This is a genomic window from Caldivirga sp. (assembly GCF_023256255.1).
GTDB lineage: Archaea > Thermoproteota > Thermoprotei > Thermoproteales > Thermocladiaceae > Caldivirga.
Genome location: NZ_JAGDXD010000051.1, coordinates 1 through 22,706, shown reverse-complemented (window position 1 = coordinate 22,706; position 22,706 = coordinate 1). Strand labels below are relative to the sequence as shown.

Genomic DNA, 22,706 nt, shown 5'->3' with positions numbered 1-22,706 from the left:
ACAGTAACCGCATTACCTAGGCTTATCTGTGATTACTGTGGTGGACCAATAAATGGCTTACCAATAACCTATAAGAGAGGTAGGAGAGTTTACTACGTATGTTGCAGAACATGCTTAAGGGAACTTAAAAGAAAGCTACATGCAAGATAATGAAACCAAACATAATGTAAGCACCCACTCCCTAATGCTTAAGCCAAGGTAACTAACTTTAATTCCCTAATTTTCTTAACCGTAATCCCAGGGAGTTAAGAGTTAAGTAAGCCAGGTGAAAAAATACTTACTTTTATCAAATAATCTATGCAGCTAATTAGTAATCATGTAATCATTAGTATTAGGTGATCAATTGACAATAACCCTGGCCCTATTAAAACTATCGTAATGCATGACGCTAGAAGCAGTGTATCAAGCTCCCACTCAAACATATATCCTCTCGTAGCCTTGAAAGCCTGCTCAGTCCACCCCCTTGGTAATGGAGCATTATACAGCTTAGTTATATTAAGTATGGTGGTTATAAATCGCCAGTAACAATGTGGCAATTCTCGTCAATAATCCAAGCAGTAATGCTAAACCACCTATGAACTCTAATAAACCGGTTAAGTCAAAGAGTATACCCGGTATGCCTAGTAGTTGACTCATGCCTGTTCTCATGTCCCTTCTTCCTGGTCCAAAGAGTTTAGGTGATCCATGAACCATGAAGTTCACTCCAACGAACACCCTAAGCACCAGTGCCGCTATGCTGCTTACCACCAGTCCCTGGCTGGTTCCCAGGAGTAACTGTAGTTCATTCATACTTTACCAAGTAAATTTACTCTGTAAAGTTTTTAAACGTTACTCCCCTGAGTAAAGAATAATAAGTAGGCTACATTACTAAATAATCCATGTCGACGGATTGCCCAGTTACAAGGGCATGGAGAATACTGGGGAAGCCATGGAGACTTGTGATAATTGATAGGCTTAGGGAGGGGCCAAGGTCCTTTAATCAACTGCTTCACAGCATGCCTGGTATCAGCAGTAGAACTCTTTCAAAGGCACTTAGGGAACTACAATCAGCCGGCATGATAACAGTGATAAACACTGAGAAGGGGCATTTATACGCATTAACGGACATGGGTAAGGACTTGGACCCAATAGTTAATGCCGTTAGAGAGTGGAGTAACAAGTGGTTATCGAAGACTACTAATAATGAGCATGGTTAATTTCACCATTAAAAACTACGAATAGACTAGGCGCTAAGGGCAGAATCTCCTCATTTAATCTAGAAGTGGCGATATGCTGGTAAGCCTAGAATAGTCCTAGGTTTCTCCTAATCTCCTTAGCAACTTCCTCAGGTCTCTCGGCTGCGGTTATGGCTCTGCCAACCACAACCACGTCAATATCCCTCCCTCTTAACTTGAGCGCAGCCTTGGCGTCTACACCGCCTGCTAACGTTACCCCAACGCCATTCCTCTTCTTAATTGACTCAGCCTCATCAATTAAGGTCTCTGCAGTTAACTTTCTGGAATCCTGAACATCAATGCCCACGTGTAATCCAATGTAATCTACCTTAGCTGCATTAAGTACCTCCCTAACCCTATCTTCAACATTAACCACACCTATGAAGTCAACAACCGTACTTACGCCTAATTTCCTCGCCTCCTCACTAAACTCCCTAATAGTATCCACTGGGGCTGCTGCCAGTACACTGGCCATGTTTGCACCATTCTCTGACGCTAACCTAACCTCAATTCTACCGGCATCCATAGTCTTTAAGTCGGCGAATATTAATGCTGAGGGGCAGCAGACCCTCATCCTTGAGACGGCGTACATTCCATAAGCCTTTATTAATGGTGTACCAACCTCAATAACATCAACTAATCCACCACCATATAATCTCCTAGCTAAGTCAACGGCGGCATCTAGGTTAGTTAGATCCAATGCTACCTGAAGTTTCATTTACTTACACCTATAAGCATCTTAACAGGCACTCCACCCCTAACCTGCACGAGTACTGGCACGTCTAGTTTAGTGGAGGCTATTATTGTTCTTATTAATTCCCTCACCTTCTTCAACACGGTTAACTTATCCTTCATTGAGTCAACGGACTCCTTAAGAACATCGTACTCATCAATGGGCTTAGGGTCAATTATGATCTTAAGCCCAGTGACCTCTATGGCTGGGGTTAGCATTATGTTCTCATTACCCACAAGCTTCTTAATAATGTTTAGGAGCGATTGAAAACCCGCTAGTCTCGGCTCGAGTTGAGCAATATTCTTCTCAATTAAGTTAACAGTAGCCTCAAGGGTGTTAATTTGGTTATCCATGTAATTCATGAAATCGTTCAGTGACGCAAAATACATTACCTCTAAGTCACCACTGCTAGTATTCTCAACCTGGGACTCCATATTATGCAGTCTACACGCCTCAGTTAATAAAATTTAAGTCATCAAAATTAAGGTTAAGTAATCAAATTCAACAATTGTGAAATGATAAGATTTATAAAATCTAGGCTAATTACTGAATGCATGGTTGAAGTATTGAAGTACGACATGGTGATTCTTGGCTCTGGGTTAGCTGGCTTAAGAGCTGCCTTCGAGGCTGCTAGGGTGAGTAATGGTAAGCTTAGGATAGCCGTCCTATCCAAGGTTCAAGCCATGAGAAGTCACTCAGTCTCCGCTGAGGGTGGCGCAAGCGCAGTACTGTACCCTAAGGAAAATGGGGATAACCTAGATTTACACGCCTATGACACCGTTAAGGGTAGTGACTTTCTCGCTGACCAGGATGCAGTGGAGGTTTTGGTTAGGGAGGCCCCGAAGGAGATAATATTCATGGATCATTTAGGTGTTCCATGGTCAAGGGATGCTCAAGGTAGGATTCTTCAAAGGCCCTTTGGTGGAATGACAATACCGAGGACCACCTTCGCCCAGGATAAGAGTGGATTCTTCCTGTTAAGCACACTGTATGATAATGTACTTAGGTTTAAGAATGTTGAAATGTTTCATGAACACTTCGCTACATCAATGATAATGCAGAACGGCGTCTTCAAGGGATTTACGGTTATCGACCTTAAGACAGGGGAATTTAAGGTGTTCCTAGCCAAGGTTGGCATAATAGCCACTGGTGGTAATGGTAGGGTTTACGGGTTTACCACAATGGCACACTCCTCAACTGGTGACGGTTACACAATAGCCTATAGGGCTGGTATACCACTTAAGGATTTCGAGTTCCCACAGTTCCACCCAACAGCCTTAGTCCCAAACGGCATATTAATAACCGAGGGTGCGAGGGGTGAGGGGGGTTACTTAATAAATAAGGAGGGGGAAAGGTTCATGAAGAGGTATGCGCCGAGTAGAATGGAATTGGCTCCAAGAGACATAGTTAGCAGATCCATAATAACTGAATGTATGGAAGGTAGAGGCTTCATTGATGAGGAAACAGGCCTATGCTACGTACTACTTGACCTTAGGCACCTTGGTGAGGAGAGGATTGAGACTAGGTTGCCTATGATTAGGGAAATAGCGATTAAAACCCTAGGTATAGATCCAGTTAATGAGCCAATACCAGTTAGGCCAGCGATGCATTACATGATGGGTGGAATACACGTGGATATTAATGGCCAAGTAATGCTTGATGAGACTACTACGAGGATACCTAACCTATGGGCAGCAGGTGAGGCTGCAAATGTAAGCGTTCATGGAGCTAATAGGCTTGGTAGTAACTCACTTTCAGAGTGCCTAGTTTGGGGTAGGATAACCGGTTCATTGGCTGCCCAATACGCAATGAACGCCCCTGAACCTGAATATGATGGATCAGTTAAGGAGAACGTGTCTAGAGAGGAAAGTAGGGTATTCGATAGGTTAATTCATAAGGAGGTCGGTGGGGAGAATCCATATGATATTAAGAGTGACATGAATAGGACAATGGATAATAACGTATATGTGTTTAGGGATAAGAGCACACTTGAAGAGGCGTACACAAGCATCAAGAGGCTTAGGGAGAGGTTCGCTAAGGTTAGGCTTGAGGATGACGGTAGGGTATATAACCAGAACCTCAAGGATATACTTGAGTTAGATTTCCTACTTGAGCAGGCCGAGCTAATAACAATAGCTGCCTTAAACAGGACCGAGTCTAGGGGCGCCCACTATAGGTTGGATTACCCGAAGAGGGATGATGCGAATTGGCTTAAGCATACCCTACTCTTCTACACTGCTGGGGATAAGCCAAGGATAAGCTACTCACCTGTTAAGATAACGCGCTGGAAGCCTGAGGAAAGGAAGTATTGAGGAACCCATTAGTAGGTTACTTCCCTTGATTAATTGAACTTAACTTACCCCTAACCTCAATAGCCCTCCTCAACACGATGTTCTTCAACTCCTCGCTACTTAGGCTTGTGTCCCCATAGGCCACTATCGCAACCTGATACGTGTCAAGCTGCTGCCAAGTTTCCTCAGCCAGCACCTTAATGTCCTTAACCCCATCATTCACTAGTAACTCCCTTAATGCCTCTTCAAACTCACTTATTGGAATCTTAACAGGTAAGTCAAGCCTAACCCTAACTACACGGTACTTAACGTCACTTTTACTAATTATCATTGAGTCCTTAAGAACAGCGTTAGGTATCTTAGCGACCTCACCATTATCAAGCACAATAGTCGTGTACATTAAACCCATGTCAACTATAGTCCCAGTAAAGCCATTAGGTGTACCTTCAGTTGGGTACATGGCTCTAAGTAACCCATACCGCCAAGTTAAGAACGTTATCCTCTCCCCAGGCTTAAAGGGCTTAGATACCAGGAGCACAAATCCTGATATAACATCATTAAGCGTCTGCTGGAAGGCTAAGCCAAGTACCAGGCCTATTATTGTGCCACTTAAAGCCGCGGCGGCTGGGCTATATTGAACTATGCTTGCGGTCACGAATATTATAATAGCTATGGCTATTAGGAATTGAAGAATGAACTTTAAGGCAGTGGCGGTATGTGGATCATATGGGTAAAGCGCCTTAGTTATCTCCCTACCTGTCTTGTATATTAATAGTGAACCAATAATGAGCACTAACGCTAATTTAACTAAGTACTCATAGTTCTCCAAGTAATGAAGATTTGGGAATATATTCAACGTGTAAACCGTTAAGTGGTAAATAATGTAAACAACAATACCTGCAATTATTATTGGAATCCAACTCTTAACTATACTGCTTAACACTGTTGATAAGGGTGGTCCCTGCTTTACCTGGTTAGTATTAGCCCTCACAGGTAATCATTCGGCCGCGGGATTTATTTACCTTATTATTATAACGTACCTAAAGCCTTGTCCTTTAGGGCGGGGATACTGCGAGAGGTTTAAATTTCAGCAGCTAGATATTGATAATAGCGCAAGCCTCATTCATGCAACTGGAGGGAAATTCAATCTAAGTACTTTGAGCTCTGCAGGTTTTTGAGCATTTTCAAGTTAATATTTCAGGAACGGGAAATGGACAATACATCAATTATTCCCCTACTTGAATCTATTATAAGTAACTTACCTGCAAGTGCCGGTTCTAAACCAGCCAGTATTCTTAAGGTCTCCAGCGCCTGCCAGGATGCTACAATACCTGCCACGGGCCCTATCACTGAGTTACATAGACCCTCTGCACATGAGACTGAGCTAAGACCCCTTATGTTTAGTATTTCAGCAAGACGCGGTGTCCTACCTGGTATTACTGTTGTCACTAATCCGAACCACCCATCAACGCCACCATTAACCACAGGCTTATTGCGCTTAACCGCTAATTCATCAGCATCAAGCCTCGTTTTCAAATTATCAACAGCCAGGACTACCACGTCCACTGAGGCCACTAGTTCCTCAGTTTCCTCATTCCTCGTAAACACCATTTGGTGAGCCTCAACTTTAACCTCTGGGTTAATTTCCCTAAGCCTCTTCTCAGCCACCTCAACCTTACTCTTACCAATGTCACCAGTTGTGTATAGGAATTGCCTGTGAAGGTCACTTATGCTGATTGTGTCGAAGTCAACGAGCACAAGTTTACCAACACCAGCACCGGCTAAGTACATTGATGCTAATGAGCCTAAGCCGCCTAAGCCAACGATTAATGCACTTCCATCCCTAAGCCTCCTTTGACCCTCAACACCTATTAATGGCAATTGCCTAATATACCTATCACTACTTATCACACTTACGTGAGTTATGCGGTGAAATAAATCTATTGCCTCACTCTATTCTCCCCTAATCAACATTACCCTAGCCTCCCTCTCAAGCTTAGTGGGGTTACTGGGTTGAACCTTAGTGGTGAGTACTACGTACTTGTCCTCAATCTTAATTAATGAACCATCCTTAAGCCTATTGAGTATGTACACCGCGTAATCCTCCCCGCCCCACTCAATTATTGTCCTATACACCTTCAGGTACTTTAACTTGGCTCTACCGCCCCTGTATGCCAATTCCCTAAGTATCAGCATTGCTAGTCTCGCACTTATCTGGGATGAGTATTGTTGACTCATTCAGGTTCACCTCAATTACGCATCCACTGTAGTTAAGTATTTCCTCAGGAACATTAATAACCAGAGGTATGTTAGCCATAATTGACCCTATTAACATTAATGTATCCGGCTTAGTGGCAAGTATTACTAATGGTGCTTTACCGTATTTAGCTAACTGATACATTACGTAAGGGCCTACTGTTGAACCTGTTGAGTATGGTAAAGCCAGGGCCTTACCAGCTATGTTAATTTCCCTCCCCTTAACCTTAACGATGCCCCTAGTACCGTCAACATCCCCTAGGAATGATATTGGTGAATTAACTGCAACTAACTCCCCCTTCACAATACCACTACCGTTTACGGTATTACCCTTAAACACGCGCACTCGGTTACTTAAGCCAAGGCCTTAATAAGGGTTCGTTTTTAACTTCCCATTCATTTAAAAAGGTTCTGGACAAGAGACCCTGCGTGGTGCTGATTTTTAACCTTTAACAACCCCTATTGGCCTCAGCCTAACAACCTTCTTAGCTAAGCCTAATGCATCGGAAACTTCAGCAACTATGTCAACGTTCTTATACGCCTCAGGGGCCTCCTCACTTATTATCTCTGATTCAGCGCTTCTAATAATAATACCCCTTGACTCTAACGCAGCCTTAACCTTACTTGGTGGTAGGCTTCTAACTGCGGCTGACCTACTCATTTGCCTGCCGGCGCCATGTGGGGCGGTGCCGAATGTTAACTGCATTGACTTCTCAAAACCAACAAGTATGTATGAGCCTGTACCCATGCTTCCAGGTATTAAGACCGGTTGCCCAATTCCCCTATAAACCTTAGGTATCTCCTCCCTTCCCGCTGGGAATGCCCTTGTTGCACCCTTCCTATGCACCCAAACCTTAGCCCTATGACCCTCATCATCAATAACATGCTCCTCGAACTTGGCTATGTTGTGCGCAACATCATACACAATCCTCATGCCCAACTTATCTGGGTCCTTCCCAAACACCCTCCTGAAGGATTCCCTAACCCAATGCATGAGTAGATGCCTATTGGTCCAGGCGTAGTTGGCTGCAGCAGCCATGGCGTGCAAGTAGTCCTGCGCCTCCCTTGCTGTTAATGGTAATGCCGCTAATTCCCTATCAGGTAGGTAGAGGCCCCATTGCCTCATCTTGCTTTCAGCAATCCTAATGTAATCAGTAGCAACCTGGTGCCCTAAACCCCTTGAACCAGAGTGAATCATAACTGTTACCTGCCCCTCCCTCTCTATGCCGAAGACCCTAGCTACATCAGGGTTAAATATCTTATCAACAACCTGAATCTCAATGAAGTGGTTACCTGAACCAATAGTCCCAATCTCATCCTTCCCCCTCTCCTTAGCCCTCTGGCTAACCTTACTTGAATCTGCGAAGTCCCAGCTACCGTTCTGCTCAATGTACTCCTTATCATCAGCCCAACCGTAACCATTCCTAATAGCCCAATCCACACCCTCATCAAGAGCCTTATTAAGCTCTGAGATGGGTAAATGCAACCTACCGGTTTCACCAACCCCGGCAGGTGCAAGTTCAAAAATCGTGTTAACAAGTTCCCTTAACTTAGGCCTAACCTCATCCTCCGTTAAGTCGGTTCTAAGAACCCTAACACCACAGTTAGATACCACGAAACCGTCTGCTATGAAGTCGTGAGCCTCATCATCTATTGTTAAGTCGTAGACTAGGCCATTAAATTCCTCCTCCTTAACATCCTCAATAATGTCCCAAACTACATCACCCTCAACATTAGCTTTAAGCCAATCCTCAAACCTCGGGAGGCCCCTAGGAGCCATAGGCTCCTCCACCTCATCCGCATAAACACCACGTTCAACGAATCTCTCATTAACATGACTCTGCATTATCGGCTCAGCGTAGCCACCTTCCACTATGGCTATGGTTAATTGCTCATCCTCACTGTGTGGGTTAATGGCCCTCATAATTAACCTAAGCCAAACAACTGCAGCAAGGGCTAGTCTCCTCTTTTCAGGACTATACTCATAGTTAACCCTACTCCACAGTCTAGTTAGATTCCTTGGTGTTGACGATACGTATAGGCGTAGTTGAATCCCACCGTTACTGGAGTAAACCTTCTCTACGTAACCTGCCTCTACGCCGAAGTCATTAAGCATTCTAGCTATGTCACTTAGGAAGTCATACCCACTTTGCTCAAGTTCAGGCACCTTAAATACCGCTACGTGAGGCTGCTTAAAGTCGTAGCCATTAATGGTCACTGGTCCACTCATTGCTGCGCCGAAGTACCCAGCTAGGAAGAGTCTCCTCATCCATAGGGGTAGTTCCATTACCCAGTTAGGTACCCTGAAGGGTATGCGTGTCTTCCTACCTGGTGGTGCACCCAGCGCTGTTAGCAACGCCTTAAGGCTCCTTGAGACAACGCGCAGTACGCATTCATGATCATTAAGCCCCTTATCATTTACCTTTAAGTCCTTTGTTCCACAATATACCCTAGCATCATAGCCTAGCTCCTCAATATCCCTCTTCATCTCCTCAAGTCCCTCTCTTGAACCATAGAATACAACTTCACCATCAACACCATTGAACGAGCCACCACCTATGAAGTAGCCAAGTAGCTTAAGCAGTATGGGTAATTTAGGATTCCTGGTGGTTAACGGTAATAGACCCCTCCCACTAAGCTCTCTAGCTACCTCCTCAGGAAATTCAACACCCTTCAGAATAATCCTACTTGGGGGTTCCTCGTAGGGTACACCCTCAAATGGGTGTAGCGCCACCCTGTCCCCAATCTTCAACTCACCTGCATTAACCATACCCCTAGGGGTCAGTATTGGGTGGTCTGAGGACGCCTTAAGCACGTACCCACTCCTTGTCCTAATGGCAATTAGCCTACTCTCCCTCCTCCATAGGAACAGCTTTACCCTGGTTATCCTAGGGTTCTTAGCGTCCCTATCAATTGATACTAATTCCCCACCCCTGGCTAAGGATTCTATTGGCACAGTATAACCGAACCTAGTTAATATCCTGGTTCCTGGAGGTAGACAATTTATGTCATAGCCAATACCCCCAGGGCTTATGGTACCTTGGTTTGAATCAACAGCCGCAACACCACCCACTGGGAAGCCATAGCCTTGATGCGCGTCAGGCAGTGCTATACTATACCTATATACTCCAGGTAAGCACGCTACGTTGGCTGCTTGCTCAAGTGTTGAATCAGTCTTCATCTTCTCTATTAATGACTCATCAGCAAATATCCTAGCTGGAACCTTCATGCATGGCTTATACGTCTTAGGTATTTCCCAGATGAATCTATCTATCTTCCTTAAAGGTGGAGCCATATTATCGAGCAGTAATCCATTAGCTTAGTGGTTTAAATCTTTTCACCCAGTTACAGCAGAGGGCACTATTATTTAACTTAAGAATATGGACTCTGATTAAATTTAACTTAACTTCATGTCTCAACGAATTACATTCCATCTACAGTAGGGCCTTAACGCCTTCCATAATTATAAATAATGTGATAATAATAGACCTATATTATGATTAATATTAGGTTACTATCGCTACAGCACTAATGAAAATGCTATTAAATGCATCAGAATTAAGATAGTATTATAAAAAGGTTAATTCAATGAAACTCCATCGTATTTTTTAACCTAGGAAAGGTTAATAAGGCATTCTTGAAAAGGTAACACTATGGAGAATTTAAGTCGCGTAGACATAACGTTCTACGGCAGAGGGGGACAAGGCGCGGTTACTGCAGCGCAGGTTTTAGCTGAAGCCGCAATACACAGTGGCTTATTCGCATCAGCGTTCCCTGAGTATGGGGCTGAGCGTAGAGGTGCCCCAGTTAGGGCGTATGTTAGGGTAGCTAACCAATACCTTGGTATTAGGGAACCTATAGAGAAGCCTGATGTGTCTGTGGTTTTTGACGTGAGACTAGTGGATTTATTCAACATAACTAAGATAACTAAACCGAATGGTACAATAGTAATAAACTCCAGTGAGGATTACGCCAAGCAGATGCTTAGCCAGTTTAACGGTAAGGTGGTTTACGTGGATGCCTACAGCATATCAATGAAGTACTTAGGTAAGGCCATAGTTAACACACCCATGCTTGGTGCATTACTAAGGGTAATGGGGGCGATTAATATTGAGATTGTTAAGGAACTCATTAAGGGCACCTTCAGGGGAAGGGTTGGTCAATTAAACGCCGAGGCAATTGATGAGGCGTATAAGCTGGCTAGGGTGATACCATGAGTGAGCTCAAGTCCTGGACGCAAATACCCATGGGTGGATACATAACTGAGCCTAAGAATTCTATGAATAATAAGACTGGTTCATGGAGGACTCAAAGACCAGTAATAGACCAGGACGCATGCACGAGGTGCCGCATATGCTGGCTCTACTGCCCTGAACCGGCAATACTTGAGCTTGATAAGCCTTATGTGGCTAAGAATGGGAGGAAGTATAATATGACATTCGAGATAAACTATGATTACTGCAAGGGCTGTGGCATATGTGCAAACGAGTGCCCAGTTAAGGCAATAAAGATGGTGCCTGAGGTGGTTCAGCAATGACGCAGGTACTTGAGAAGCAGAGGGAGAGGGTTGTTGTTGAGAAGAAGGGTTTAACGACTAATTACGCCATAGCTCAAGCTGTTAAGGATGTGGACGTTGACGTTATTGCAGCATACCCAATAACACCGCAGACAACCATAATTGAGAAACTAGCCGAATACGTGGCTAATGGTGAACTTGATGCGGAGTTCATCCCAGTTGAGTCAGAGCACAGTGCATTATCAGCAGCAGTGGGTGCATCAGCAGCTGGCGCGAGGGTTTTCACAGCCACGTCGGCTCAGGGTCTTGAGCTAATGCATGAGATACTTCACATAGCCTCAGGCTTGAGGTTACCCATAGTTATGGCGGTACCTGGTAGGGCTTTATCAGCCCCCATAAGTATTCACGGTGACTACCAGGACTTAATGAATGTTAGGGATACTGGCTGGATAATATACATAGCGTCCACTGCCCAGGAGGCTTATGATACAATCATTGAGGCCTTTAGGGTTGCTGAGGATCCCAGGGTTCAATTACCAGTAATAGTATCATATGACGGTTTCCTAATGAGCCATACCACTGAGCCGGTTGAGATATATGACCCTAAGGTTGTGCGTGAATTCACACCAAGGAGACGCAACACTAGGCCTATTCTTAACCCAGAGAACCCCATAACAATGGGTGCTTTAGCAACCCCTGATTGGTACTATGAGATAAAGTACCAGGCTATTAATGCACTTAAGTCATCCAGAGGTGTCATTGATGAAGTTGACTCAGAGTTCAATGAGAAGTTCAATAGGTCGTATAAGCCCGTGGAAGGTTTCATGATTGATGATGCTGACTACGTGTTGGTAACGTACGGTGGTGCCGCAACTTGGAATGCCCTTGAGGCTGCTAAGGAGGCTAGGGATAGGGGACTTAAGGCAGGGGTAGTTAGGATTAGGTTATTTAGACCCTTCCCTGCAAATGACTTAGTTAAGGCTCTCTCTAATGCTAAGGCTATTGCAGTTGTTGATAGGGCTGTTGCACCAGGTTCACCTATAGAGGGGCCAGTCTTTAAGGATGTTTACATAGCCCTTCACATGGCTGATGTTGATAAGCCAATGCTCTCAGTAATACATGGCCTCTCACAGCGTACAATGTACATAAGGGACTTCTATGAATTATACTATAGGCTTAGGGATATTGCTAAAATTGGTAAATCACCGCAGGAATCATTATTCATGGGATTGAGGTGATGGGTGTGGCCGACAAACAAATTAAGGTAGGCATAAGGACCATATGGGATGTGCCTAAGGAGGAGTACTTTGGGCCTGGTCAATTAACATGCGCTGGTTGTGGTCCGTCATTAGCCGTTAGACATATACTTAAGGCAGCTGGGCCAAACACCATAATAGCTAACGCCACTGGTTGCATTGAGGTAACAACAACCCAATACCCATACACTGCCTGGGCTGTACCATACATTCACGTAGCCTTTGAGAACGCAGCTGCTGTTGCATCTGGAATTGAGTCCGCTATTAAGGCGCTTAACAGGAAGGGTCTAGCTAACACTAAGGCTAAGGTAATCGCCCTAGCCGGTGATGGTGGTACCTATGACATTGGTATTCAAGCCCTAAGTGGAATGCTGGAGAGGGGGCATGGTGTATTATATGTGCTGTACGATAATGAGGCTTACATGAACACTGGTATACAGCGTTCAGGTGGTACACCGCGCTTTGCATGGACTACTACATCACCCGTAGGTAGTAAGATTAGGGGTAAGGTTCAGAGCAAGAAGGACATTATGAGCATTGTTATTGCTCACCGTGTACCATACGCAGCCACTGCAAGCATAGCGTATCCGCTTGATTTAATGAATAAGGTTAAGAAGGCGCTCGATGCATTAGATGAGGGGCCAACATTCCTACATGTGTTCGCCCCATGCCCGCCAGGTTGGAGGATTGATGAAAGTAAGACGGTTGAAATAGCTAGGTTAGCGGTGGAGACTGGGGTATTCCCACTTTATGAATGGGACCACGGGAAGTTCAGGCTTAATCCACCCAGTAATAATCATATCGATAAATCGAAGAGGAAGCCGCTCATAAATTACCTTAAGCCTCAGGGTAGGTTTGCCCACATGAAGGAGGATGAGATTAAAGCCATGGAGGCTGAAATAGACAGTTACTGGGATTACTTAACCAAGTTGCTTAAGGCCTTTGGTTAAAAATAAAGTTCCTAATTATTAACATTTAAAAGCAATCCCTTAATTCACGCAAGCCACTCCACTTCATTAACCCAGAAGCTCAATTCATCTGAACTCAACCTCCTCTTCACATTACCAGACTCAACAAATGCATCAATTATCTCAACGCTATCACCCCTCCTTAAACCTACTATCCTAATAACCACATCACCATAACCACTCTCAAACTCTGATGTTGATGAAGCCGACTCCTCCGTTGGTGGATAAAACAACACCTCAACATTATCCCCATTCTCAATAATCCTGTAAGCCGGATGCCTACTGGCGATTCTCTTAAGCTTACTATAACTTACACTCACCACTCTAGGTCATCACTGAGTATAATCACGCATTTAAATTTTTAAAGCGGCTGAAGGCCCTGTCCTTCATAGTGATAAAGGGTTTATCTGCATGCTTTACCTTTTATGTTTTGGATTTAAGATTACTGATGAATTGAGAAGTGTATGAGAATCTTAAGGGAACAATAAGCATTAACTACGTCCTTAATTATATTATTATTCTATATTAATGAATTAATGAGATTAATTACATCATTATTAAATATTATGCCGTTAAATAACTTTTAAGAGCTTGATAAAGATAATAAACAAGTTAACTGGTATTATTAGTTTCGTAAAGCATCATAACATACCGTAAGTCCTCATAGTTCGGATTAGGAGTTGAAGTGTATAGGCTGATTAACCCTAATTCAGCTATAATAGATTTCATGTTAATTAACTTATTAACCCTAACATGAACTATGGTAGGCACTGTCATGGTAACGTTAGCCAGATTTATCAGGAGATCCCAAATGAAGTCAAAATCATAACCAGTAGGCTTGAGAATCCTCCCTAGCCTACTAAAGTGAGTAAAAACACCCATAACCTATTAACCCCTATAGGGGTTAATAAACTTTATTCGATATATAGATACTTTAGATAGTGTAGAGCAAGGCTTAATATTAATTAGCTATACATAATGATACTTTAATTCATGGTAAATTAAGAGAGAATTAACCAAGTAGTGAGAATCAAAGTGCTCCTTTAGGGCCGGTTACTTAACCCTGAACCTAAGTAATGCTGCTAGGCCACCTAGCCCACTAAGTAACTTACCTGCCTCACTACCTTCAGGCACTATTATTAACCTAGCCCTAGTCCTAATGCACTCATCCACAATGCGCCTAGATTCCTCAGCCTTCTCCATTAGGAGTTTATCAAGCATAGCCACTGATTCAGCGGCCCCTATGCTTAATGCCTCATAAACCTCATCACCTAGGGCCACTAAGCCACTGCCCTTACCTAACTCCTCCATAATCCTATTAACAATATCATAACCTAGCTTAAGGCCAATCTTATCTAAGTAACCTCTTCTCTCAACCTCATAAACACCGCTTAAACCACCCTCGGAGACAATGACCCTCTCAATAGATATCCCCCTTACTTCAATATTAGGGATACTGTTCACTAACATTCCTTGAGTAGCTATGATTAGTGCGGTGGGTTTATGTATTTCGGTCAATTGCTTCACTACCTTGGAGACGTCGTCAATGTACCTCTGGTTCATTAAGGATCCCCCGCTTTCCTTACTTTGAACATAATTATTACTGATTGTTGCAATAACACTCACGCCAAGCCTAGTGGCTAAGGCTACCGTGGTTTCCTCAATTGATATTGACGCAATCAGCACCTTAATTCCGGAACCAAGCGTATTAATCAATTGCCCTAAGTAATCCCTATCAATGTTCCTCATTATCTTCAACGTTGAGCCAACCCCCACCTCAAGACTGTGGTAACTTCCACCAGCCCCCTCAAGCCACTCAGGGTAATCTTCAATAATCCCTCTAATCCTCAAAACCCCCCTTGGTTCATGAAACTCAAGGCTCTTAACCCTAACGCCAAGGTAAACCTTCTCCCTACCAAACCTCTCCCCACTCCTACCCCTAACCTCCCTGACAGTCCAGGAGTATATTAAGTCACCTGGCTTAAGAACAAGGTAGAGTATGAAGAGGTCCTCAACCCTCTCCACTGTTAACTCAACGTAGTTCTTACCTTCATTAATCTTCATCAGCTTTAGCACTGTTTAGCAACCTTTTAAACCAACCCACGGTAGCTTTACCGTGGAGTACACCACTTACGGTGGCGTTTCAATAATCAACGCAATACCATCATTAAGAGGGGGCACTATGGCTATTGACCTACCTGTTAGGGTTAATGTAAGTAAGGGCAATTGCGCAATGGATGAATTCACATCATTCATTGTTAAATACGTATCGACAAGATTAGGCATTAAGGAAGAGTACTGCATTAAAGTCAACAGTAATGTGCCAATGGCCAGCGGCTTAAAGAGTAATAGTGCAGTAGCCGTTGGAGTAACCTACGCATTAACGGAAGCCGCCGAGGTTGGGTTAAGTAAGATTGATGCGATTAGAATAGCCGCCGAGGCAACTAAGGCTCATGGTTCATCAATAACAGGGGCCTTTGATGATGCAGCTGCATCATTATTGGGTGGAGTGGTGTTGACTGATAATCGACTCATGAAGATAATTAAGCACATTAATCCACAAAATGACGTGGTAGTAGTTATAACAGGCTTCAGGGAGGGGAAGAAGCCTATAAGTATTGATGCCCTTAGGGGCTTAAGTAGCCTTTACCATGACTTAACGCATTGGGCATTGGATGGTAAAATATGGGAGGCCGCAACCATTAATGGTATAATGGTGGCTAAGGCACTAGGGTATGTTAATCAACTAAGGGTTATTGGTGAGGCTTTAAGTAGAGGAGCCTTATCCGCCGGTGTAAGCGGTAATGGTCCTTCAGTATACGCTGTTTTTAAGGATGGTGAAGAGGGGCCTTATGTGGATTACATTAATAAGCATTGGGGTTACTTAATACTCACTAGGCCTATTTCAATGTTAATTGACTAGCCTTATTTAATTCTGGTTAAGGGCATAGGTTTTTAAAGACCGGAGCAACTGAGATTAATATGTCTTGGTTTGAGGACTTTGATGAATGGTTTAAGAAATGGAGGAAGTTTGTTGAGGAATTTGAAAGGGAAGTTGAGAAAGAGATTGAGGGTACTTTAAGGCCTCTTAGTGAAAGACAAGGCACAAAGAAGGGGAAGAGTAACATTTACTATTACGGCTTTGAAATAACAATGGGACCCGACGGTAAGCCTAAGATTAAGGAATTCGGTAATGTTAAGCCCTGGGGTAGACCCCTAGTTAGTGAGGAGTCTGAACCATTAACTGACGTTTATGAGGAGGAGGATACGGTTAAGGTAATAATGGATATGCCCGGTGTTGATAAGGATGACATAAGCATCAGTATTGAACCAGATGGAAGAACACTGGTTGTTGAGGCTAAGGGGAGTGATAGGAGCTATAGGAAGGAGCTTCAATTACCTGCTGAGGTTGATGCAAGTAAGGCTAAGGCAACCTACAAGAACGGTGTCTTAACCATAGAATTACCGAAGAAAAACAAGGGCAGTAGGGGTACTAAGATTAAGGTTGAGTAGGCATGCCTAGGAAAAGCACAACAGAGAGGAGTAAGCGTAAGACTAAGGCTGAGGAGGTTTTAGAAAAGGTGCTTAACCATGAATTAATGCCCAAGGCTGAGGTGGTGCCTAAGGATGACGCGAGGGCATTACTTAGGAAGCTTAACGCCGCACCATGGCAACTACCCTGGATAAGGAGCACTGACCCATTGGTTAGAAGCCTAGGCGCTAAGCCTGGTGATATAATTAAGATAATTAGGAAATCACCGACTGCTGGTGAAGTTGAGGTTTACAGGTTCGTTGTTCCGGGTTAAACCCATTATTTTAACTAACCTTAATCACAGTGTTTTAACATTCACTTAGCCTGCTGTTTCTTAGGCTTAACTTCACCCACTATTTCACTATATTGGTTAACTGAGAATTCCTTACCGCACTTTGGGCAAGCCACAGACATGCCTATGTTGTACCATGATTCAGCTAATTCAAGGTCAAACACGTGTCCACAGTATGGGCACTTAACCTTAAGCTTCAGTATTCTCTCAGGTACGCCACCAGAGTACTCCCAGTCCTCCGGCAGTTGCCATCCCTCCTCAGACATGGGTTAGGCCATGCCTCCCTATTTTATAAATCTTTTGATTCCACTTCAAGCATTAGTTGATTGCCGTTAATGTATTCGTCAGTAATCCTAATCAATAGATTTAAATATGGTGGAAAGATTTAAATATATAGGTCAATATAGTTGGGGTAATGGTATCTAAGTCAAGCAATTACGGTTATCCAATAGTTCTAACAAGTGAAATAGCTACCGCAAGTGACACGTATGGTTCATCTATAGTGGGCTTCGCCAGCGCAATACCTGAGAATTACTTTAGGAAAAGAATAGCGCACTGGTTCTTCAACGTAAGTAGCGACAGGGAGGGTAGAGTTAAGAGGGCACCATATGGTTTAGCCAAGGTTGAGGCATCATTATTGAACTATGGTTTTAACCGCGATGACGTTATTATAGCTAGCCCATATAAGCTTCATAAGGTCATCGGCCCGAGAACCAGGATAGTTGGCGTCTACACTATGGATGCCTTAGGCCTTAGCTACGGCTCAGGCATACTATACTGGATCCTTAAGCTGGCTGATTTACCGTACAGGGGTATGCCATACATAGCTAAGTCATTCCTTGAGGTTATTGAGCATCCAGCTATAAGGATGCATAAGGATCACATTAAGCTTGTGGTTGGTGGACCAGCAGCCTGGCAACTAGTGGATACGGGAGCTTGGCAGAAACTGGGTATTGACATAGTCTATGAGGGTAACTTTGAGAATTACGGCCCAGTGCTATTTGAGAAGATACTTAAGGGTGAGGATATTAAGGGTAGGATTGTTAATAGTAGGCCATCAACAATTGAGGAGGTGCCAACCATAGTTACACCATCAATAGGCGGCTTAGTTGAGGTTACTAGGGGTTGTGGTAGGGGGTGTGAATTCTGTACTCCTACTTTAAATGGAATGATTAGTTCATTCCCATTTGAAGGCCATATAGATAAGGAGATAATAATTAACATTGAGAAGGGGGGCCATAAGAGCATTACGCTTCATAGTGAGGAATTCTTCAGATATGGGGCTAAGGCAATTGACCCTAATCCAGATAAGGTTAAGGATCTTGTAGTTAAGGCTTATAAGTTAATTAAACGTTATGGGGATGATTATAGGCTACACACGGACTTCACAACAGCCGCAGTGGTGGTTCAGGCACCTGACCTGGTTAAGTTCGTGGGGGAGTACATGAACGAGGGTGGTGAGTGGAGTTTCATAGAGATGGGTATTGAGACTGGGTCCCCTAGATTACTTAACATGCTTATGTCTGGTAAGGCTAAGCCATTCACACCAAGGCAGTACCCTGACATTGTGGAGCAGGCGGTAGGTATACTTAATGACAATAGGTGGGTTGTAGTAGGTACTATGATACTTAATTTACCTGGGGAGAAGGATGAAGATGTTGCAGCTAGTCTAGAGCTACTTGATAGATTAAGGAAGTACAGGATACTCACATTCCCATTACCATTCATACCAATGGGTGCGCTCAGGAAGAGAGACTTCACGGTTCTAGATAAGATGATTGATGATCCACTTAGGAGGGAGTTCATTCTTAAGGCCTTGATTAAATCCATGGAGGAAGCCATAAGATCAGTGGAACTAATAGTGGGTGGTATGGAGAATATAATAGCTAAGTTCATAGTGAGGCGCATAAGCCTATTCGCCTTCAACACTGTGCTAAGCAGGTATAAGGCTAAGCTTGGTCAGTTAGGTGAGTATAGTGAGGAGTTTATTCGTAAATTAGCCTCGGCGGCATGGGATTTAAGTAAACGCTCAGTACCAATTAGTATTAATAATGACTCCTAGTCAATTACTAGGCCTAATTCCCTTAAGGTATCCAGCATATTACTGCTCCTTAACTTAATTGGGTTAACGTGGATAATAACCTTAACAACATCATCACTATCACTCAACGTTAAATTATTTAGGTAAAGCTTCTGCTTATCAAACCGTAGGTAAAGCTTATTACCGTTAATTCTAGAATCCAGTGAAATCCTGAGTAGTCTCTTATCATCACTAGGGAGCCTAGTGGCAATGCTCTTAATAATGTTATCATTACTACAGTTCCTTGACCTTAAGGTAAGCCTAAACACTTTAATGGGGTTATTATAATGACCTTTAAGGGAGTTAGTCTCAATAAGCTTAATTACTGCTGATCCAAGTAAATTAATTAAGGCAGCTAGAACCTTATCGTAATCCTCCGTGGCATGCGCATGCGTCTCTACATCTATCCTATCTATTAGGCACATGAGTTGGTGTTTATTTAAGGAAGCGCGGTTTATAAACATGCCTAAGGCATCATCATATGCATCTGCTAATCCTATTCACCAAAGCTTAACCTTCACTGCGGCTAATCTTTCCTCCCAATATCACCTATAGGAGTTTACCTACACTTCAAATGCTCTCCGGTTAATACCCTCCAATTAATTGACAGCCCAACTTCCTCGCCCTAAAGGGCAAGGGCTTTCACTTGTAAAATTTCATAATATAATGTCTAGCTTACTTTAAAGAATTTTGAAATAATTAGAAAAATGAATAATTACATAAAGGTATCATGGACTTAAGCTTAATTAACCTTATCTTTTTAAAGGGGCAGGTAGCTTACAGAGTATGTTCAGCAAAATACTGGTGGCCACGGATGGCTCCCAATACTCAGACAAGGCTATTGAGGTCGCAGTGGGGTTAGCTAAGGCATTTAACTCAAGCTTGTACATAATTCACGTTGTTGAGGAGGATAAAGTGGCTATGGCGGCATCAACAATGCCTATTATGGTTAATGTGATTGAGGATATGGTTAAGATCGGTAATGAGATTTTAAGTAAAGCCAAGGCTAAGGCAACCGAAGCAGGCATTAATGCTGAGGTCATATTGGCCAGGGGTAATGCTGCCGATAAGATACTTGAAAACGCTGATAAGCTGAACGTGGATTTAATAATTGTTGGCTCAAGAGGCTTAAAAGGCTTAGCAAGGTTCCTACTTGGCTCAGTATCTGAGAAGGTAGTTAGGCATTCAAGCAAGCCCGTGTTGGTTGTTAAGTAAGCCTACTAAGGAGTAGTGATGAGTCTGCAGTACTGAACCCATGAGGACTCTTCTCGCAGCTGACGAGACTCTAATTAACCATTATTAACCTAACCCCAAGTCTCCCTAAGTCCCTCCAGAATAGTCTATTACTTTTATTAACGCATTCAGCATTATGAATTATTGTCTCACCATCGGAGCCTGCGCCAATTACACTACTCATCATTGCTATTCTATGGTCACTTGGGCACGTAACCAATGCACCATGGGTCACTGATCCACTTATCCTTAAGAAGTCCTCACCATAGCTAACATTTACGCCAAATGCCCTTAGGGATTCGGATATTGTAGCTAACCTATTACTTTCCTTAAAGGCAAGGTGCCTTACTCCCATCATCATTGTCTCACCCACCGCAAAGGGCGCAATTGAGGCTAATACTGGGGCTAAGTCAGGGGAGTCCTTTAAATCAACAACAATACCCCTTAATGCACCTTCACCTTCAATGGTCCAATTACCATTACTGAAAACGCTGCGTGCACCCATTTTACTAAGTATGTTCACTAATGAATCATCACCGTAACCAAGCGGTCTCGGTAACCCAGTTACCGTCACTGATCCACCGGTAGTTAAGGATAAGGCTGCGTAGAAGCCTGATAAAGCGTAATCACCAGGTACATTACTTACGCCTATCCTCGGTGTACATTGATTAACCACAATTACGTCACCACTGGTCCTCACACTGCAACCTGACTCCTCAATAATCCTCCTAGTTAACTCCACGTATTGCCTAGACACTAGTTCACCAATTATACGTACTGTAATGCCTGAGACTAGACCAAGCATCATTAACCCTGAAACATACTGGCTCGTTAAATCACCCCTAATTTCAACGTAATCACCCTTAACTGGTCCACTAATTGTAACCGGCAATGAATCACCTAACACATTAACCCCCAGACTCCTCAATGATTCCAAGAGTTCACGAACTGGCCTCCTCCTAAGGGTCTCATCCCCATCAATGGTAACTGGGTTTCTACATAATGCAGCTAACGCCACCCCAAGCCTCATCACAGTCCCAGAACCCCCAACATTAACGTAACCACCGCATTGCCTTGAATTAGGCACCACCCTAATGTAGTCACCTTGCTTAATAACCATTGAGCCTAAGGCTTCAGCCATCCTTAAGGCAGCCTCAGCGTCATCAGAGTCTGGTACACCACGTATTACAGTTTCCTCGCTGCTGATTGCAGATAACAGTATTAGTCTAATAGCCCAACTCTTCGATCTAGGGGCCTCCACTGAACCTGACGCCACCGACTTACTAATCTTAACTATCATTCAACGGTTAACCAGACCCTGAATTATTAAAAATACCTCTGCGCTGACGGCTCTCTCTTGGATAGTGGAGTTCTTTCCCTGGGGGCTTTCTAGAATCCTTCAATGGTGAAGGCATTATACCCACAGCTCGTGGCAGCGTACGGCTCATAGCCTATTAGACTCACCATGCACCATCTCCTATGATAAAAACCTCATTACCCATAAACCCAAACTGATCTTATTCACATTTCGGTATAAGCATCATACTTAGTGATATTGAATGAATATTGAAATTCTTTAATTCAATACGCACCCAAGACGCATTATAGATAATCATCAAGACCAAGCTTCTTTAAGTGGCTCTTAATCTTAGACACATCCTTCTCCATTTTCTTAGCTTCATCAGTCAACTCCCTTACATTCCTATCCCCTTGGTTCAAAGTACACTCCCCGTTCGGGGCCATGGCATGAGCACTGCAGGATGCATACTGACACTTATAACCAATGCAAGGATCATTAGTTAGACTACAAATTGCCTTACCCTTAACAAACCGTAAAGCCTTCTTAACGCAAATAAAGTATTGACAACTTGCCCCAATACAATGTTGAACCTTTACAGTTGGGGTTCCTGAAACAGTAATCTTCACGCTAACCCCCTACCTACTAGGGTTACTTAACCAGGTTATTTAAGTGTTTTCCAATAATGAACTAATTTAAGTAATAAACAATGCTTAAACAATATGGAGATTATATAATGATTTACATAAATTCCTGCTCCTTCAATTTAATAATCACTAAATAAAATACATACTGAACAAGATTTAAGAATAAACCTTTTATTCCAGTAAACATCACAGTAAATGAACCCAAATGATGAGGCGTGGTAGGGATGAACAAATGATTAGTCTAAACCAGGCTGAGGTAATACCATATCAGTACTAATTCATGATAAAGATGGAAATAATGAAGTAAGTGTTTTAAATTGCCTTAATTATTGTTATGCTTCTTATCTTCTTCTTAGTGCTATTATTGCTGCTACTGCAGCCACCACTATTA

The 22,706-nt window shown here is 43.2% G+C and carries 26 protein-coding genes; 12 read left to right on the top strand and 14 right to left on the bottom strand.

The window, feature by feature from the left end; all coding sequences use genetic code 11:
• Positions 1-24 precede the first annotated feature (24 nt).
• Positions 25-150: a TRASH domain-containing protein gene (locus tag Q0C29_RS08230; RefSeq protein WP_292000184.1), complete on the top strand. Its 126-nt coding sequence runs from the start codon at positions 25-27 to the stop codon at positions 148-150.
• 345 nt (positions 151-495) lie between these two features.
• On the opposite strand, the gene Q0C29_RS08225 is transcribed toward Q0C29_RS08230, so the two are convergent.
• A complete protein-coding gene (locus Q0C29_RS08225; protein WP_292000181.1) occupies positions 496-789 on the bottom strand; it encodes a DoxX family membrane protein in 294 nt (97 codons plus the stop codon).
• Positions 790-878: 89 nt separating this feature from the next.
• On the opposite strand from Q0C29_RS08225, the gene Q0C29_RS08220 reads away from it, so the two are divergent.
• Positions 879-1,196, top strand: a complete 318-nt coding sequence (locus Q0C29_RS08220; RefSeq protein WP_292000180.1) for a helix-turn-helix domain-containing protein — start codon at positions 879-881, stop codon at positions 1,194-1,196.
• An 85-nt stretch (positions 1,197-1,281) separates the two neighbouring features.
• On the opposite strand, the gene Q0C29_RS08215 is transcribed toward Q0C29_RS08220, so the two are convergent.
• Both Q0C29_RS08215 and Q0C29_RS08210 read right to left on the bottom strand, forming a co-directional pair.
• Positions 1,282-1,932, bottom strand: a complete 651-nt coding sequence (locus Q0C29_RS08215; RefSeq protein WP_292000179.1) for an orotidine 5'-phosphate decarboxylase / HUMPS family protein — start codon at positions 1,930-1,932, stop codon at positions 1,282-1,284.
• Positions 1,929-2,381, bottom strand: coding sequence for a hypothetical protein (locus Q0C29_RS08210; protein WP_292000178.1), 453 nt, complete (start codon positions 2,379-2,381; stop codon positions 1,929-1,931). Before Q0C29_RS08210 ends, Q0C29_RS08215 begins: the two co-directional genes overlap by 4 nt.
• A gap of 120 nt (positions 2,382-2,501) precedes the next feature.
• On the opposite strand from Q0C29_RS08210, the gene Q0C29_RS08205 reads away from it, so the two are divergent.
• Positions 2,502-4,259, top strand: a complete 1,758-nt coding sequence (locus tag Q0C29_RS08205) for a succinate dehydrogenase/fumarate reductase flavoprotein subunit (protein ID WP_292000177.1) — start codon at positions 2,502-2,504, stop codon at positions 4,257-4,259.
• A gap of 16 nt (positions 4,260-4,275) precedes the next feature.
• Here the strand turns inward: Q0C29_RS08205 and Q0C29_RS08200 are convergent, their stop codons facing one another.
• The 5 genes from Q0C29_RS08200 to Q0C29_RS08180 form a co-directional block, all read right to left on the bottom strand.
• Entirely contained in the window at positions 4,276-5,229 is a 954-nt protein-coding gene (locus Q0C29_RS08200) for a mechanosensitive ion channel family protein (RefSeq protein ID WP_292000176.1), read from the bottom strand.
• A 206-nt stretch (positions 5,230-5,435) separates the two neighbouring features.
• Positions 5,436-6,149 carry a HesA/MoeB/ThiF family protein gene (locus Q0C29_RS08195; RefSeq protein ID WP_292000175.1) on the bottom strand — a complete coding sequence of 238 codons (714 nt, stop codon included), beginning with the start codon at positions 6,147-6,149 and terminating at the stop codon, positions 5,436-5,438.
• A 42-nt stretch (positions 6,150-6,191) separates the two neighbouring features.
• On the bottom strand, positions 6,192-6,434 hold the full coding sequence (locus Q0C29_RS08190) for a hypothetical protein (RefSeq protein ID WP_292000174.1): 243 nt from the start codon (positions 6,432-6,434) through the stop codon (positions 6,192-6,194).
• Entirely contained in the window at positions 6,421-6,840 is a 420-nt protein-coding gene (locus Q0C29_RS08185; RefSeq protein WP_292000173.1) for a DUF126 domain-containing protein, read from the bottom strand. Before Q0C29_RS08185 ends, Q0C29_RS08190 begins: the two co-directional genes overlap by 14 nt.
• Before the next feature lie 96 nt (positions 6,841-6,936).
• A complete protein-coding gene (locus Q0C29_RS08180; protein WP_367173660.1) occupies positions 6,937-9,789 on the bottom strand; it encodes an RtcB family protein in 2,853 nt (950 codons plus the stop codon).
• 358 nt (positions 9,790-10,147) lie between these two features.
• On the opposite strand from Q0C29_RS08180, the gene Q0C29_RS08175 reads away from it, so the two are divergent.
• The 4 genes from Q0C29_RS08175 to porB are packed head-to-tail and all read left to right on the top strand — an operon-like array spanning position 10,148 to position 13,216.
• Complete coding sequence (locus Q0C29_RS08175) at positions 10,148-10,711, top strand: 2-oxoacid:acceptor oxidoreductase family protein (RefSeq protein WP_292000172.1); 564 nt, start codon at positions 10,148-10,150, stop codon at positions 10,709-10,711.
• On the top strand, positions 10,708-11,031 hold the full coding sequence (locus Q0C29_RS08170; protein WP_292000171.1) for a 4Fe-4S binding protein: 324 nt from the start codon (positions 10,708-10,710) through the stop codon (positions 11,029-11,031). The genes Q0C29_RS08175 and Q0C29_RS08170 overlap by 4 nt, the downstream gene beginning before the upstream one ends.
• Complete coding sequence (locus tag Q0C29_RS08165) at positions 11,028-12,248, top strand: ferredoxin oxidoreductase (RefSeq protein ID WP_292000170.1); 1,221 nt, start codon at positions 11,028-11,030, stop codon at positions 12,246-12,248. Before Q0C29_RS08170 ends, Q0C29_RS08165 begins: the two co-directional genes overlap by 4 nt.
• A gap of 20 nt (positions 12,249-12,268) precedes the next feature.
• Positions 12,269-13,216 (top strand): pyruvate synthase subunit PorB, encoded by a 948-nt coding sequence (porB, locus tag Q0C29_RS08160; RefSeq protein ID WP_292000182.1) that lies wholly within the window; start codon positions 12,269-12,271, stop codon positions 13,214-13,216.
• 44 nt (positions 13,217-13,260) lie between these two features.
• On the opposite strand, the gene Q0C29_RS08155 is transcribed toward porB, so the two are convergent.
• The 3 genes from Q0C29_RS08155 to Q0C29_RS08145 all read right to left on the bottom strand — a co-directional run bounded on the left by Q0C29_RS08155 (position 13,261) and on the right by Q0C29_RS08145 (position 15,298).
• Positions 13,261-13,557 carry a hypothetical protein gene (locus Q0C29_RS08155; RefSeq protein WP_292000169.1) on the bottom strand — a complete coding sequence of 99 codons (297 nt, stop codon included), beginning with the start codon at positions 13,555-13,557 and terminating at the stop codon, positions 13,261-13,263.
• A 289-nt stretch (positions 13,558-13,846) separates the two neighbouring features.
• Complete coding sequence (locus tag Q0C29_RS08150) at positions 13,847-14,116, bottom strand: hypothetical protein (RefSeq protein ID WP_292000168.1); 270 nt, start codon at positions 14,114-14,116, stop codon at positions 13,847-13,849.
• A gap of 171 nt (positions 14,117-14,287) precedes the next feature.
• Positions 14,288-15,298, bottom strand: coding sequence for a single-stranded DNA-binding protein (locus Q0C29_RS08145; protein ID WP_292000167.1), 1,011 nt, complete (start codon positions 15,296-15,298; stop codon positions 14,288-14,290).
• A 52-nt stretch (positions 15,299-15,350) separates the two neighbouring features.
• Here Q0C29_RS08145 and Q0C29_RS08140 point away from each other — a divergent pair, with 52 nt between their 5' ends.
• Genes Q0C29_RS08140 through Q0C29_RS08130 form a run of 3 tightly spaced genes read left to right on the top strand, consistent with a single transcriptional unit; the run spans position 15,351 to position 17,040 of the window.
• Complete coding sequence (locus Q0C29_RS08140) at positions 15,351-16,157, top strand: shikimate kinase (RefSeq protein ID WP_292000166.1); 807 nt, start codon at positions 15,351-15,353, stop codon at positions 16,155-16,157.
• A gap of 59 nt (positions 16,158-16,216) precedes the next feature.
• Positions 16,217-16,747 carry an archaeal heat shock protein Hsp20 gene (gene hsp20 / locus Q0C29_RS08135; RefSeq protein ID WP_292000165.1) on the top strand — a complete coding sequence of 177 codons (531 nt, stop codon included), beginning with the start codon at positions 16,217-16,219 and terminating at the stop codon, positions 16,745-16,747.
• Between the two features lie 2 nt (positions 16,748-16,749).
• Positions 16,750-17,040, top strand: a complete 291-nt coding sequence (locus Q0C29_RS08130) for a DNA-directed RNA polymerase subunit H (protein ID WP_292000164.1) — start codon at positions 16,750-16,752, stop codon at positions 17,038-17,040.
• Between the two features lie 41 nt (positions 17,041-17,081).
• Here the strand turns inward: Q0C29_RS08130 and Q0C29_RS08125 are convergent, their stop codons facing one another.
• Entirely contained in the window at positions 17,082-17,324 is a 243-nt protein-coding gene (locus Q0C29_RS08125) for a hypothetical protein (protein WP_292000163.1), read from the bottom strand.
• Between the two features lie 149 nt (positions 17,325-17,473).
• On the opposite strand from Q0C29_RS08125, the gene Q0C29_RS08120 reads away from it, so the two are divergent.
• Positions 17,474-19,120: a radical SAM protein gene (locus Q0C29_RS08120; RefSeq protein ID WP_292000162.1), complete on the top strand. Its 1,647-nt coding sequence runs from the start codon at positions 17,474-17,476 to the stop codon at positions 19,118-19,120.
• Here the strand turns inward: Q0C29_RS08120 and Q0C29_RS08115 are convergent.
• Positions 19,117-19,563: an RNA-binding domain-containing protein gene (locus tag Q0C29_RS08115; protein WP_292000161.1), complete on the bottom strand. Its 447-nt coding sequence runs from the start codon at positions 19,561-19,563 to the stop codon at positions 19,117-19,119. The two genes, Q0C29_RS08120 and Q0C29_RS08115, sit on opposite strands and share 4 nt — an antisense overlap.
• Positions 19,564-19,924: 361 nt before the next feature.
• Between Q0C29_RS08115 and Q0C29_RS08110 the strand changes: the two genes are divergently transcribed.
• Positions 19,925-20,353: a universal stress protein gene (locus Q0C29_RS08110; protein WP_292000160.1), complete on the top strand. Its 429-nt coding sequence runs from the start codon at positions 19,925-19,927 to the stop codon at positions 20,351-20,353.
• Positions 20,354-20,423: 70 nt separating this feature from the next.
• Here Q0C29_RS08110 and aroA read toward each other — a convergent pair whose 3' ends face one another.
• Positions 20,424-21,671 carry a 3-phosphoshikimate 1-carboxyvinyltransferase gene (gene aroA / locus Q0C29_RS08105; RefSeq protein WP_292000159.1) on the bottom strand — a complete coding sequence of 416 codons (1,248 nt, stop codon included), beginning with the start codon at positions 21,669-21,671 and terminating at the stop codon, positions 20,424-20,426.
• Positions 21,672-22,706: the final 1,035 nt, after the last annotated feature.

Coding starts and splice junctions, on each gene's coding strand:
- Q0C29_RS08225 (WP_292000181.1), bottom strand. CDS start 789: ATGAATGAACTACAGTTACTCCTGGGAACCAGCCAGGGACTGGTGGTA.
- Q0C29_RS08220 (WP_292000180.1), top strand. CDS start 879: ATGTCGACGGATTGCCCAGTTACAAGGGCATGGAGAATACTGGGGAAG.
- Q0C29_RS08215 (WP_292000179.1), bottom strand. CDS start 1,932: ATGAAACTTCAGGTAGCATTGGATCTAACTAACCTAGATGCCGCCGTT.
- Q0C29_RS08210 (WP_292000178.1), bottom strand. CDS start 2,381: ATGGAGTCCCAGGTTGAGAATACTAGCAGTGGTGACTTAGAGGTAATG.
- Q0C29_RS08205 (WP_292000177.1), top strand. CDS start 2,502: ATGGTTGAAGTATTGAAGTACGACATGGTGATTCTTGGCTCTGGGTTA.
- Q0C29_RS08190 (WP_292000174.1), bottom strand. CDS start 6,434: ATGCTGATACTTAGGGAATTGGCATACAGGGGCGGTAGAGCCAAGTTA.
- Q0C29_RS08180 (WP_367173660.1), bottom strand. CDS start 9,789: ATGGCTCCACCTTTAAGGAAGATAGATAGATTCATCTGGGAAATACCT.
- Q0C29_RS08175 (WP_292000172.1), top strand. CDS start 10,148: ATGGAGAATTTAAGTCGCGTAGACATAACGTTCTACGGCAGAGGGGGA.
- Q0C29_RS08170 (WP_292000171.1), top strand. CDS start 10,708: ATGAGTGAGCTCAAGTCCTGGACGCAAATACCCATGGGTGGATACATA.
- Q0C29_RS08165 (WP_292000170.1), top strand. CDS start 11,028: ATGACGCAGGTACTTGAGAAGCAGAGGGAGAGGGTTGTTGTTGAGAAG.
- Q0C29_RS08150 (WP_292000168.1), bottom strand. CDS start 14,116: ATGGGTGTTTTTACTCACTTTAGTAGGCTAGGGAGGATTCTCAAGCCT.
- Q0C29_RS08145 (WP_292000167.1), bottom strand. CDS start 15,298: ATGAAGATTAATGAAGGTAAGAACTACGTTGAGTTAACAGTGGAGAGG.
- hsp20 (WP_292000165.1), top strand. CDS start 16,217: ATGTCTTGGTTTGAGGACTTTGATGAATGGTTTAAGAAATGGAGGAAG.
- Q0C29_RS08130 (WP_292000164.1), top strand. CDS start 16,750: ATGCCTAGGAAAAGCACAACAGAGAGGAGTAAGCGTAAGACTAAGGCT.
- Q0C29_RS08125 (WP_292000163.1), bottom strand. CDS start 17,324: ATGTCTGAGGAGGGATGGCAACTGCCGGAGGACTGGGAGTACTCTGGT.
- Q0C29_RS08120 (WP_292000162.1), top strand. CDS start 17,474: ATGGTATCTAAGTCAAGCAATTACGGTTATCCAATAGTTCTAACAAGT.
- Q0C29_RS08115 (WP_292000161.1), bottom strand. CDS start 19,563: ATGTGCCTAATAGATAGGATAGATGTAGAGACGCATGCGCATGCCACG.
- Q0C29_RS08110 (WP_292000160.1), top strand. CDS start 19,925: ATGTTCAGCAAAATACTGGTGGCCACGGATGGCTCCCAATACTCAGAC.
- aroA (WP_292000159.1), bottom strand. CDS start 21,671: ATGATAGTTAAGATTAGTAAGTCGGTGGCGTCAGGTTCAGTGGAGGCC.